Raw genomic sequence first — 12,561 nt, 5'->3', positions numbered from 1 at the left:
AAATGAGGGTACGTTTTTCCCGAGGATGAGTTGATCGTCGCCTGTTAGCGCGCGTTGCCATTGCTCCTTACACGCCCTCGCCGCTTCCAACCAAACGCCCTGCAGCCTCAAGTTCTCCACACGCACTAGACTCAGGCACTAAACGGATGTCCACACGCCGATTTGCTGCTCGACCAGACGGAGTATGGTTGCTGCTGATCGGCTGACCGGCCGCCATTCCCTGAACAGCAAAACAACTGTCCGGGATATCTCCCATACGCTGCATCCAGTCGCGGACAGCAGAGGCGCGAGCACGAGAGAGATCAAGATTCCTGGTAACGTCACCCTGGGCATCGGCATGACCGGAAATAACGATTAACCACCCAGGTTGGGCTTTGATACCAACCAGTGCACCGATCAATAACTTGGTTGAACCGGGTTTGAGCTCGGCACTGCCAGGATCGAACAGCGTCAAGCTGTCGAGCTGGATTGGCTTAGGCATGGAAGGCTCTTGGATTTGTCTAGAGACCCACTCCTGCCAGCCTAACCAACCCGCAAATGCGCAAGTGATCGTCAAAGTCAGCAGCCACGGCAGTGCAGCGCGCCTCTGCGCGGGATGCTCGACTACAAATGTGTAGGTCGATGGCGCAGGCACAACGGAGGTGATCTGAGGTCTGACCGATGGTTCAGCAAACGATATCCATGGCTGTGACAGAAGCGGCATCGGTGCCGCCATGCTTCCAGATATGCGCTGCAGGAGGCTGACTATCTGGTTTCGAAAAACCTGCAGCGACACCAGTGGCGCATGACCAAGGCTTTCCAAACGGTGCTCCAGCCGGTTTAACTCAACAATCAGCTCGCTCAACGCCGCCGAACTTGACCTGCCCCATTCCACCATGCGAACCAAGGGATGCAACTGAGTAAACAGCCATGCTATGAGATCAATGCGTGCTGACGCCTGCACCGGCCACAGGCGCGGCCATTCATCGGTCAACGTAGAGAGCAATGCCAACCCTTCCGTCAAGCCCGCGAGCCCCGTGCGGTAGCTACGCGCCAGGACGAACGCCACCGCTGTTTGCAGCTCAACCCCGTTCAGCTCGAAGAGGCGCAAAGACAACCCCTCAACTTTTGCCCAGTCCACATCTGGGCAGGCAGGGTGATTGAGCTTTGCCAACTCACCGCGCAGCATTTTGAACTCATCGAAGTTGCCCGGATCCCCACCCAGGCGTACACGCATCTCGAAAAGCGCCGTCATCTGGCCCCCTGTCAGTTCCATTGCACGGGAAGGTAGCCTTCCTGCTTGAGGTGACGCACCACAACCCTGCCTTCGGCGCCGAGTGTGGTCCCAAAGGACGCCCTGCCGCCGCCCCTGATGAGTACGTCAAGGGCATAGTCAAGATGGCCAGGGCGAGACTGAGGTATCAGCTGAACGCTCACCTGCGCCAGCCGGGGCTCATAGCGGCGCAAGGTGCGGGCGATGTCGTTCATCAAGCCATGGGCTGAAGCCGGTAGCCCTTGCAGCACCGTGCCCATGTCCGGCAAGCCATAGTCGGGCAGATGCGAGAGTGAACCTGCACGGCTGTTGAGAATGCGCTGAATGTTGTCCAGCACCGAGAGGGTCAGCTGGTCATCTTCATTCACCTGGTCCAGCGCTAGCTCACCGCGGAAGTTCTGCAAAAGGATTTCGTAAAGAGAAGGACTGGACTCAGGCATGTATTCAGCCCTCCGCGCGCTGTCGAAGCGTCAGTCGGTTATCGCCCAATTCGAGCACTCTGGCCTGATCCGGTTCGAGGTCGTCACGATGCAAGACAACGCGCCACGTATTTTCAATAACGTCTGGACTTCGGAACAGAGCAACCACGGCAACGTACTTGGCTTCGCCTAGCAGTGGTGCACTCAGTTGCGCCGCCTCACCCGGCTTGACCACTACAACGCGCTCATCGAGCAGATCATCGCGAAGCACTCGCTCACCTTGGCCTACCAGATCGTCGTAGGTGGCGATCTCCACCGCCTTGCTGCCCTTCAACTGGTAGACCCGCACCAGCACCGGCACCGACAATCCGCTCATTTCTTTGCCATCGGTATTTATCGCTGACCGGCCGTTGAGATCCAGATGCAGCGTCTTTACTTGCTTGTAGAAGATCGCCTGGGCCGTAGACGCCGTACCGTCTGCGACCTTTTGTGCAAGGCCACACCCACTCAACACCGCAACAAGTGTCGATGCCGTGAAGCATTTAAAAACGGTACGCCACATGCTGTACCTCCTTCCTGCAAGGGTTCGGCTGCAGACCTTGATATCGGCCCAGGTTGATCGTGATCGTGTCGTCTTGGGCCGATGCGAGTACGCCCTCTGTCCGCATCAAAACAGCGGTCATGCCAAGCATCGACCGAGTGCGTCCTAGTACAGGAGCCGGCACCATCTCGCGTGGAATCGAGAGCTGTAGCAGCGCTGTGCAACGCCAGCCCAGATACACCTCAAGCAACACACGCAAATCGGCGATCAGTCGGCCACCAGGAAGCCATTCCCGCGCTTCATCCTGGTCCTCGGTACACAGCCGCAGGCGCAGCTGGCTATTCGCGTCGTGCCCGACAGCACCCAACGGCATACCGTCGCCCAGCCTCACCGGGTGCTCTGGTGCCAAGCTGGCGGGCTGTTCAAGCACAACGCTCTGCGGCCAATGACCGGTCACGTGCGTATCCGTATGCGGTGCCAGCAACTTCACCAAGGCACCGATCCCCTCCGCGTTGCGCGTGGGAAGGCGCATCACACTGAGCAGGGCCAGAAAACGTGACATCGGTGTGGCGATGCGCTCTGCCGTACCGGGAATGCCCAGCCCGATCAAGCCCAACAGACACTGTGAAGTGGCATCGCGCCCGCCCGGCTCGAACGTTGCCGGGTAGGAGTACTTGCGCCAGATCCGGTAGAACTGGGTGAATAGCCGATGGTTGAAGATATCGAGGAAGTGCTCCAGCGCCTCATGGCCTTCACGTCGCTGGGCGATATCATCCAGATAGCCCGTGGGCAAAGGAGAGTCGACGCCATACAAACCCAACAACCGGGTACGTATCGTCAGCGGTCGGTCCGGAAAAGCTTCGTCGACTTCAATGGCCTTCAACTCGCCTGCTGGAAATCCCATTCCAGGGTCGGGCCGGAACCTGACCCGGTCATCGCCGGGATGTGCAGTGCTGCCCAACGGTGGTTGTTCAACCAACACCTGCTCCAGCACCTGGCAGAAGCGGTAGACGTTGGCCGTCGACACCTGATCAGCCAACACATGCAGAATGCCCTCGGCCTTCAACCGGGAATACGCTGACTGTGATGTTCGTTCCATCGCAGGCACCTCCCCGTCGGTTGCAGAATCATCGTCAGTTGAGTGCATAAATGAATGTCCGCGTACAAGGCGAAGAACCGGCTGAGCATTTCACCAAACAGGCAGATGTCCCCCTCTCCTGAAAAGCCGTTGCCATCGACCGTCACCTCGATATCCACACCTCGTAGCAAGAAGCCTTTTTCGAAGCGCTGAATCAGGTGATGCCTGACGTCAACAATGGCCTCCAGACGGCGGCGGTTCGTTTCGCTGCCCGTCCACTCATACAAAGCCAATGTGCCACGCAGTACTTCAGCACTGTTGAGCATCGGCAGGAAATTCGATCCCAGGTGACTGAGTACACGCCAGTGAAAACGGTCGCGATTGGGCGGGTAGCACGGTAGTGTCGGCGCGGTCAGGTTGCGCACTCGCAAACCTGCCTGGGTGGACTGCGCCGCAGCATCGAGCAAGGTGCTGCGCAAGGCTTTGCGCGGCAACTGGCCATTGGTACCGGTCAGGCGCAACGACAGGCTTTTGCGGTTGAGCAGCACATCCTTGTCAAAGCCCTCCCCGCCAAGGATCAACCAGGTGTCATGAAGACCATTGGCACCGCGCCTCAAGCGGGTATGGAAGTAGCGCTCGGGGGCCTCATCGCGAAGCATGCCCCCTTTGTGGCGAAAGCTGCTGAAAGGCACGTAGTCCTGACGCACGCTGTCTTTCGTTCCAGAAACCTTGTCTACCGAGTAGATCTCTGTATGTCCGTCCTGCAAGCGCATTGGCCGCAGTAGGTATTCATTCTGCAACGGGTCCAGGGTGAGCGGGTCCGCCTCCAGTGCAAACAGGTTGATCACGGGAACCGCGTGTAGACGAATGTGCTCTTGTGTAGGCGTGAACGCATGCGACCAGGTCTCACTGAGCACGACTTCAAGCTCGAACCATGGGGCGTCTGGTGGCAACGCGAGCGATTCGAGGCCACAGAGTGTGACGAACATGAATTTCTCACGGAACGTGAAGTACTCCAGCAACAACTGATAACCACTGAACGCGCTGTCGCCTTTAGGCCAAAGGCGATCATCGTCGGCAAACCCCTTTGGCTTGAAATGCCCCGCAAATGCCTTGCGTTGCGCCGCGCCTGGCAAGCGCACATGCAGCGCCTGCACGTTCAATGTCAACGCCTGATGCAGCACACTGGCAAGCGCTGCGTCGGCATTCAGATACAAGGGGATATGCGCGAGGTCGAGTTGATCCCAGTTGGCCAGCGCTCCACGCGCGAAGCGCAGGCGTAGAACTGCACGTCCATCTGGCTCATGGTCAAGTCGCACGGTTTCCAGATTGAGCGGCCGTAACGTCAAATCCTGCGTGGTGGAGTAGCGGCAGCGGGTACGGTGTTGCCCCACCGGTTGTGACAGCACCTGAAAGCCTCTTGCAACCGCCTCGCAGCCTTTCATCTGACTGACATCTGGCATCAGTTCGACGATGGCCAGTGACGGAATGGTGCGCAAGTAGTGGGGCCATAACAGGCTGACCAGCCCCTCCGTCAGCTCGGGCAGGTCATCGTCCAATTTCTCGCGCAGACGCCCCATCAGGAACGCAAAGCCTTCGAACAAGCGCTCCACAAAGGGGTCTTCAGCGCCGGGTTTATCCAGGTTGAGCTGCGCCGCACGGTCCGGAAAAGCCTGGGCAAACTCCTTGCCCGCTTCGCGCAGGTAACGCATTTCAGCGTCGAAGTAACGCAGGGTTAGGTTGTCCGTAGTCAAAACAGATTCCTGATCAAAGTGAATTAGCTGCACAGCACTGCAGCACGTACCGGGTCAAGGGATACGAGGGTTGCCAGCTGATGTTCCATTTGCCGCGCCAACGCAGGCCGGTCAGTGTCGTTGCGCTGGGCCTTCAAACGCAGCAGCTTGAGCAAGCGCGCCTTGACCTCGAAGAGCAGGTCAGGCTCCCAGTCGGCAAATGTGTGGCGTTGCGCGGCAGCGTCCAGCTCAGTGAACAAATGAATGGCCAGCTCGGCCTTGCCGCACTGCTCGGCCACTCGCGCCATCAGCAAACGCAGTAACCAACGCTGTCGCCCGGTCTGCACATCGGGCCGACTCGCCAGCCAGGCCAGCGCCTGCTCGACACCGTCAGCATCCGCTTGCGCCAGTGCCTCGGGTTCCAAGGCGAGTATTTCGCATGCGGCCGCCGGCAGTGCGGGGGCCGCTGCGGGCAGCCATTGTTCTGGGCGGTTACCGCTGACCTGCTGGTTGATCCACTCACGCGTGGTTTCATCAGCGAATGGCGAGCCATCGCTCCAACACAGCAGCTCCACGCCCGGCAGACGTTGCAGCAGCATGGCCAGATCGTGTTTGACGATATCCGCCCAGCTCTTGTGAGGCTCAGCCGATTTGCTCAGTGCCTGATGGAGGTACCATTGCAGATCCAACCAGAAGTGGTTGACGCCTTCGGCATACATCTGCTCGACCAAGTCAATCAGCTCGCTCCAGCTTTGCTGCAAGTGCAAGCGCTTTAGCTGTGCGCGATACTCGCCGCGAGGCGGCGCCAGGCGGGTAACCCCCTGTGCATTTTGCGGCGGCACCTGGTGCACGGTGTCCCAACGCAAGCTTTTCATCAGCCTATGCGCTGCCAACCACCCTTCTGGTTGCTCACGCAGGTAGGTGGCCAGGCCCCGGCCACTGTCCAGCAAATCGCGACCGGACTTGATGGGTGATGCGCTCGGGCCAGGGGTGCTACTTCTCAGCGGTGAATCACTGCTGGTCTGCGGGACGATTGCATCAACACCTCCCGACACGGCGAGTCGATTGCTGAGGGCGCCGTACAAGGCGTCCAGCCGTGGCCGCTGGTCTTCAGGCCAACGGCTGAAGCCGTGCTCCAGCCACACCAGCGCAGCCACCGTTCGCTCGGTTTCAGCCTTGACCACCTGGGGGTACAGCGTCAGGCTTGCCAGGACCCTGCTGCCGGCAAGCCACTCCAAGGCCATCTTGCGGCTATTGGGGCGCACCGGCAGGATGTCGCAGGCATAACGTTCCATCAGTGCCGCCAGCAAACTCAGGCCATCTGCCAAACCGACCTCACCGTCCCGGTGCAAACGAGCCCAGAGGTAGTAGGTGGCAACGCGAAGGTCTTTGCAGGACTGCTGGAGCAGCTTCTGCGCCAGTTGCGCCACAAGGTCCACATCCGCCCCGGAGAGTTTGTTGACCTCTTCGCGCATGCGCTGGAAATCGTCGTCGTAGCCTGGGTCCTCTCCCACCGGTACATCGCCGTTGATGGGCGTTAGCCAAGGCTCCCAGGATTCGCTGTGTTTGCGGGCAATGACCAGCGGCTCGCTGGCGGGCAAACAGCTTTCGACCAAGCTTTTCAGGCTCATTCGAAGCCCCCGTTCTGCGTGTACTGCGGGGTGTCTCGGCCCTCTGCCAGAAAGATCTCTCGCGGCAGGCTGAACCCGCGCAACTTGAGCAGTGCCAACGGGCCTTCGCCTAACTCCGTGCGCAAGTGCCAGGTCAGGCCCAGGCCATCTGGCGCATCCAGCACGACCCGAAAACGACTGTCGCCGTCATCCAGCGCCGTGACATTGGCCTCCTCCAGTAGCCGAATCAGCCCCCAGGTGCCCTGGTAATCCGCAAACAGACGTTCACCGGTGTGGACGCTGCTCCACGTCAGGCTGATGCCGGGATGGTCGCCCTGCCCGGGCCAGCGAAAGCGTTGCCAACTTTCTCGCTGGTTGAAGTAGTGATGCTTTTCACCGTTGAGTACGAAGGTGGTCTGCACCACATCACGCACAGGCTTGCCTTGCAGCTCGAAGCTCAAGCCCATACCGCCATCGGTGTACAGCACATCGGCCAGCTGACTGAGCTGATTGATCGCGGTGAGAAAGTCCGGGTTGAAACGCAGCCCCTGGCTTTGCCGCGCGTCGGCCACCCAGCGGCTGCCTTCCTTGCGCAGAAGCCCCGTGAGCTGCTGAGCCAGGAACTGCTCGATCCGCCCGGAATCGGCACGGATCATCTGCCCCAGCATGGGCAAGGAAGCATCACTGCTGGTGGCGGCGAAGGGATAACGGCCGCTGAAAGCGCCCTGCCACTCATCGACGATCGCGCGCTGCCACGCCCGGTTGAGGCCGGCCGACGACGGCTGCAGAGTCTGTTGCCATGCCTGATCCAGCGGCTCCACGAACAACGTATTAGCCGCTGGCCCCCAGTCGGCGCCGAGGCTGGCGGCGATCAGGTTGCCATAGGCCTGGGTATCGGTCAGGTCCGCGCCTTTGCCTTGGAATACCGTCTGCGCCAAGGTCTGAATCATCGCCTCGGGGTCGGGTGCATTGACGACCTGTTGCAGCTTCAAGCGCACGCCGGTGATCCGGGTAAGGAAGGCTTGCAGGCTCAGGCGGCCATCGACTGATCGCCCTTCAGACTCCTTGCCCAGCAACGCCATCAAGGGGCCAAAGGTGCTGTCGAGCGGGCCGCTGGGTGTTTGGGGAAGTTGATCGACGATCGGCGCTGCTTTTTGCCCCACCAACTTCTGTGCCGATTCGATCAGGGAATCGGCCAGGGCCTGACCACGAACGCCGGCCTTGCCCTGGTAACTCAGCGTGTTCATCAGGGCAATCAATGGCGACTGACGCACATCACTCATCAGCGTCAACTGTGCAATCACATCGCTCAGGCCATGGCCCTGCTGCCAGCGCAGGCTGTTGAGGAAGCCCAGCCAGGCACTGCTGTAATCCTGGAAGTAGCGTGCGGTCAACCGCTCCCTGAGTTGGTCGGGGCTCAGCGCCTTGGCGATGTCGTTAGGGTGGTCGCTGAGTACCCAGTCGATCTCTTCGCGCCGCGCTTGCGCCGCGTCTTCAATGGCTGCACGAACCTGCCCTTCCCACGCTTGGCGGGTGAATACACCGGGGACCTGTTCTGCACTGGCGAACAGGGCGCTTGCATCGGTGTCGCCGACCATCTGCTGCAAGCCCAACGCCGGGTAGTGGTTCGCCGCGGTGTCGAGGACTTGTTGGTAGAGGCTACTTTCAGCGTTTCGCTGACCTAGTTCACGCAGCAGCACCTGGCGTGTTTGGGCGATCAACCTGAGGTCGGCCTTGATCGCCCAGTCAGGGTGCTCGGGCAGATGCTGGCCGTAGAACGTCCACAGTGCCGGTTCGGTACCGCCCAGGGTCTGGGCCAAGAACGCGGCATCGGCCTTTTCCGGGCGCGCCAGCATCAGATAGGCTTTGAGGTAGTCGTACGTCTGCTGTGCCCGCTGAGAGCTCGCCGGAGGCAAGTTGACCAACGCCTTGAGCCGTTTTTCCAGCTCAGCGACGGCTGGGTCACGGAGCAGCTGGTTATTGGCTTGCATATAGAGCGGCCACACCACGTCACACAGCTCGTGCGACCGGTTCAGGCCAAAGCGCTGGTACCACGGTGCGCCGTGTTCTGATCGGTAGTCCAGGCGGGAGAGTTCGCGTACCAGCTCGCCCAGTGCCTGTTTGGTGTCGGTGCCTGCTACGGGCTGCTGCAGCGTCCTGTACGCCGCCGCGATCTGACCGACCTCGGCACGGTTGCTCGCAAACGACAACAGCAAGCCGATGCCCCAAATGAAAGCGAGGCCGAGCGCAGAAACGTAGGCGACTCTGGCTGGGTGCCAACCCAGTCGGCGGGCTCGGGCGGAGCGATCATTGAGGATCCCGGACCATGCTGGGTCTTCAGGCCAGTGATGATCCACGCGAAGGTTGTTCTGGAGTCGCAGCGGTAAGCTGAACCACACTCCACGCAACCAAACGTCGCGTCGCCGGAACAGCGCGGACAATGCAGCGCACCATCCGGAGACACCCTCGGTCGCAACATCGCGTGACAATCGAAGCAAGAAATCATGATCAGAGTCTTTTTGAAGCTGCGATAGACCCTGCTCACGTAAGGGTTGTGCGAGCATGCCTAAGTGGTCGGCGAGCCGCACTGGCGATAATGGTACCGGGAGCATGCAGCCTACCGCTCCGATTTCTCGCGCGTGCTGCGGCCACATACTGTCGCAGACCTGCCACACATGCAGCAGCAATTGGCAGCGAAGGGTTTTGGCCAGATTCTGCAAACGACGAACGCTATCGTTCATCGCGCTCACGTTATTGCTTTGGTCTTTGTTCAACACCCAGACCACCCCATTGAGCGCACGGTTGCGGCATAGGCCGCGCCACTGCAAAAGCAACGCGTCTTGCGGTTCACATTGGATGCTGCCGGCCCACAGCAGCACGGTGTTTTGCCCTTCCAGCCAACGCTGCTCGCTCAACCCAGGGGCAATCGCCTCGATCTGCTCAGACTCACCGACCACCAACAACAGTCGAATTTTGCGCCGCCAGAAGAAGCCGTAGCGTCCCTTCAAATGCGCCCTCAACTCGGGTACGCCGAATGGATCCTCAGCATTAGAAACCATGTTACTACCAGTCGAACGAGTCCAGTTGACTCCGTGCTTTTGTCCCATCAGAGCAATAAAATCTCTCGCGCCCAACATTCGGATAGCCAATTCGCCGACGCCATCGAGAAAGAGAAATATCAAACAGCCGATCAACAACACTGCTGACCATTGCAAGCGTGCAGTCTCACTCCTCACCTGCACTACGGGATTATCGACCCAGATCAATACCCCACCCGCAACGAGCAAACACAGGATCACTATCCAGACGCTGATTCTCTTCTTTTTCACGATCAATCCCTATTTCAAGATCTCATGCAGGCCGGACAATAAAAATTTGAGCAGAGGCATCGTGTAGCAGGACCACCTGCGGACCGTCCTCCGCCTTGGCACACTCACTAGCAACGATTAATGCGACATTACCTACTGCACATCCAGGCAAACCAAACGAATCATCCAATCGATGACACCTGGCCACGTTAAAAGGGAAACGTGCTGCATTCACAGCGATACTTGTCTCACGTAAAACGTCACCAGGCACCTGAGCCTGCCAACTGAAGTACGTTTCTTCTCCGGCACGCAGTTGCCCCCAAAGAAATGCATCCGTAACTGCATCCTTGATAGAGCGACCAGCGCACTCAAGTTGGACAGGGCGATGAACCAGGGCGATCGAATCAATTTTTTGCGTGTTACACCACTGCGAAGAGCCCAACAACACAGCTGTCACGGTCTCGGCCTGTTCAGCAACGGGGTTTAGAAAAAGATTAATTTCGACGGACACTAACAGTTGATGTCGTTCCGGCGCATCCAACCAAGTGTCCAGCCACATTACGCCATCATCGTCCATTGCAAAGACCACGTTATCAGTTAAACGGTGGCTGGTGGTAACTGCAGACCAAATCGACAGAAGCTCTTCATTGCAAATCACTTGGTTATGCCTGATACGAACATCCACAGCAAGACTGCGCACCCCGATCTCTAAATCAGACTCCAACCCACGTACAACTTGTTGTAAAAATCTATGTAAACGCTTAGCGTATTCGGACTTTGAGTGATTTTGTACCCACGGTTTTAATTGGCTCAACCGCATTGTCAAGGCTTGTCCTTCCAGAAAAATAGGTTGGAGAGGCTTACTACCCAAACGCAGGGCCTGAGCAAGTTTATTATTACCCGCCCCGGAACAATAGGATACGGCCAATACGGCAACCGTACGCTGGCCGCGCCGAATGAGTGACCGCTCCAACTCATCGCGACTCTCATTCCAACTCTCTATATAATCTCGATGTTTTTCGTACGCCAACAAACGCAGTGCGTAGCACACTAACCCGGTAATCAAAACTCCTAATAATGCGCAGATCCAAAACCAAAATGATGTATGCCAACTGTCCACCCGCCAAAGCAGGACCATCAACCCGCCAACTACGAGCGAACAAAGCAAGATGACCACACCCCATCGCCAGTGCCGAGGTTGCCGGGGTAGCAATCGCCTCTCGGGTAATGAGTTCAGGTCAACTGCCATCTCACAGCCTACCTGCTTGAGGAAGTGACGTGATCAACTCACAACCACAGGAGCAGCAATGACCGTCTAAAGCAATGGGCCGACCTTTAACTTTCGAACCTGTATCCCCCTCTGCTATTTCATTCACGCCGTGCCCAGGTATTGGGCAAAACACAGCATCACCTACGCAAGCGACATCAAGCTGCATAAATTTCAACCCACTGGTGCCGGCAAGTACCTTGCCTCCCGAAGACAGTTTGTCGCCAACACGAATAACTCCGCGCATATCAATAAGCACCCAATAATAAAATCACTACCCGCCTTTCAGGCAGCCCAAATTCAAATGCCCCCTGAAATATAGAGCTCACCGCTACTCAATCCGATTGTCACTATTAACAACACACCTAGCCGTTTTATCGCCCAACACAATCATTTTATGTTCAAATGCATAACCATGCGGATTCTCAGGGGTTCTGTGCACATTCACTCCTCCTCCCCAGCTTGGATTGGCATATGCCTGACCACGTGCAACTTTTGTATCCCGGCCATAGTAGTCCTTGGTCACTGGTGTTTCCGGCCCCTGAGGGTCAATGTCAGGGGAGTACTGATAATAATTTTCGTCATACCAATCCTTGACCCACTCCAGCCCATTATCCGACATGGCATAAAGGCCCAACGGATTGGGAGGAAACCTGTCTACCGGCAAGGGCGTAAGCCCGCCCGTGCTCCACCCCATTTGTCTAGCAAAATCCTCACGATCTCGATAAGTAGAAATGTTAATTCCTTTCGGCCCTCCCCCATATTTAGTAAAACCATCATTTGTCTGCTTATAAGTACCGTCATCAGTGGCCACCATCAAAAACTGCCCGCGGCTGCGTGCCGCGTACTCCCACTGGGCCTCAGTGGGTAATGAGAAAGGAAGATTGGACACTTTAGCCAGCCAGTTGCAATAGCGGTCGGCTTCATACCAGTCCATATGCGCTGGCAAATTAGGTAAAGAATGAATGTTCTTCCACTTTTCCTGTATCCCCCCCACTTCAAAAGAACGCAACTTAAGACCAGTGCTTTTAAGATACATCTCAAACTCTTTATTTGAGATCTTAAATCTTGCAATAGAAAAGGTACTCAACTTGACCTTATGTACTGGCCGGCTATCTCCATCACTATCATAAGACATTTGCTCCGACCCATACTCCAAGCCATAATCCCCCATCAAATATTCACCACCCTCAACAAACACCAAGTCCCTTTTTACTTCTTCGACAAAATGCTTCATCTCTATCGGCGTTATCCCGAGTTCCTTATAATCAACTCCGCTCGCCAACTGGTCACAGCCTGACAAACTCAAAAAAACCAAACAAAATATAGACACCTTAAAAATCTTCACGACCA

Annotated in this window: 10 protein-coding genes; all 10 read right to left on the bottom strand. The window is 57.4% G+C overall.

Annotated features, from left to right (window positions below):
* Positions 1-67: 67 nt before the first annotated feature.
* The 10 genes from RIN61_RS22330 to RIN61_RS22285 all read right to left on the bottom strand — a co-directional run bounded on the left by RIN61_RS22330 (position 68) and on the right by RIN61_RS22285 (position 12,556).
* The gene (locus tag RIN61_RS22330) at positions 68-1,234 is read right to left on the bottom strand and encodes an OmpA family protein (protein WP_215521468.1); all 1,167 of its coding nucleotides are present in this window, start codon (positions 1,232-1,234) and stop codon (positions 68-70) included.
* 11 nt (positions 1,235-1,245) lie between these two features.
* Positions 1,246-1,692 (bottom strand): type VI secretion system baseplate subunit TssE, encoded by a 447-nt coding sequence (tssE, locus tag RIN61_RS22325; protein WP_313854169.1) that lies wholly within the window; start codon positions 1,690-1,692, stop codon positions 1,246-1,248.
* 4 nt (positions 1,693-1,696) lie between these two features.
* Positions 1,697-2,233 (bottom strand): type VI secretion system lipoprotein TssJ, encoded by a 537-nt coding sequence (gene tssJ / locus RIN61_RS22320; protein WP_313854167.1) that lies wholly within the window; start codon positions 2,231-2,233, stop codon positions 1,697-1,699.
* Positions 2,214-3,311 (bottom strand): type VI secretion system baseplate subunit TssG, encoded by a 1,098-nt coding sequence (gene tssG, locus RIN61_RS22315; RefSeq protein ID WP_313854165.1) that lies wholly within the window; start codon positions 3,309-3,311, stop codon positions 2,214-2,216. The genes tssJ and tssG overlap by 20 nt, the downstream gene beginning before the upstream one ends.
* Positions 3,275-5,044 (bottom strand): type VI secretion system baseplate subunit TssF, encoded by a 1,770-nt coding sequence (gene tssF, locus RIN61_RS22310; RefSeq protein WP_254466101.1) that lies wholly within the window; start codon positions 5,042-5,044, stop codon positions 3,275-3,277. Before tssF ends, tssG begins: the two co-directional genes overlap by 37 nt.
* Before the next feature lie 23 nt (positions 5,045-5,067).
* Complete coding sequence (tssA, locus tag RIN61_RS22305; RefSeq protein ID WP_207879446.1) at positions 5,068-6,654, bottom strand: type VI secretion system protein TssA; 1,587 nt, start codon at positions 6,652-6,654, stop codon at positions 5,068-5,070.
* On the bottom strand, positions 6,651-9,692 hold the full coding sequence (locus RIN61_RS22300) for an ImcF-related family protein (protein ID WP_254466102.1): 3,042 nt from the start codon (positions 9,690-9,692) through the stop codon (positions 6,651-6,653). The genes tssA and RIN61_RS22300 overlap by 4 nt, the downstream gene beginning before the upstream one ends.
* Before the next feature lie 292 nt (positions 9,693-9,984).
* Positions 9,985-11,118, bottom strand: a complete 1,134-nt coding sequence (locus tag RIN61_RS22295) for a hypothetical protein (protein ID WP_313854157.1) — start codon at positions 11,116-11,118, stop codon at positions 9,985-9,987.
* A 73-nt stretch (positions 11,119-11,191) separates the two neighbouring features.
* Positions 11,192-11,455 (bottom strand): PAAR domain-containing protein, encoded by a 264-nt coding sequence (locus RIN61_RS22290; protein WP_115274372.1) that lies wholly within the window; start codon positions 11,453-11,455, stop codon positions 11,192-11,194.
* 84 nt (positions 11,456-11,539) lie between these two features.
* Positions 11,540-12,556: a formylglycine-generating enzyme family protein gene (locus RIN61_RS22285; protein WP_254466104.1), complete on the bottom strand. Its 1,017-nt coding sequence runs from the start codon at positions 12,554-12,556 to the stop codon at positions 11,540-11,542.
* Positions 12,557-12,561 lie beyond the last annotated feature (5 nt).

Source organism: Pseudomonas inefficax (genome assembly GCF_032164165.1).
GTDB lineage: Bacteria > Pseudomonadota > Gammaproteobacteria > Pseudomonadales > Pseudomonadaceae > Aquipseudomonas > Aquipseudomonas inefficax.
Note: the sequence above shows the minus strand (reverse complement) of the source record. Positions and strands in the feature narration are given on the sequence as shown.

Excerpts from the sequence above, each read along its gene's own strand:
- RIN61_RS22330 (WP_215521468.1), bottom strand. The coding sequence starts at position 1,234 with ATGACGGCGCTTTTCGAGATGCGTGTACGCCTGGGTGGGGATCCGGGC.
- tssE (WP_313854169.1), bottom strand. The coding sequence starts at position 1,692 with ATGCCTGAGTCCAGTCCTTCTCTTTACGAAATCCTTTTGCAGAACTTC.
- tssJ (WP_313854167.1), bottom strand. The coding sequence starts at position 2,233 with ATGTGGCGTACCGTTTTTAAATGCTTCACGGCATCGACACTTGTTGCG.
- tssG (WP_313854165.1), bottom strand. The coding sequence starts at position 3,311 with ATGGAACGAACATCACAGTCAGCGTATTCCCGGTTGAAGGCCGAGGGC.
- tssA (WP_207879446.1), bottom strand. The coding sequence starts at position 6,654 with ATGAGCCTGAAAAGCTTGGTCGAAAGCTGTTTGCCCGCCAGCGAGCCG.
- RIN61_RS22300 (WP_254466102.1), bottom strand. The coding sequence starts at position 9,692 with ATGGTTTCTAATGCTGAGGATCCATTCGGCGTACCCGAGTTGAGGGCG.
- RIN61_RS22290 (WP_115274372.1), bottom strand. The coding sequence starts at position 11,455 with ATGCGCGGAGTTATTCGTGTTGGCGACAAACTGTCTTCGGGAGGCAAG.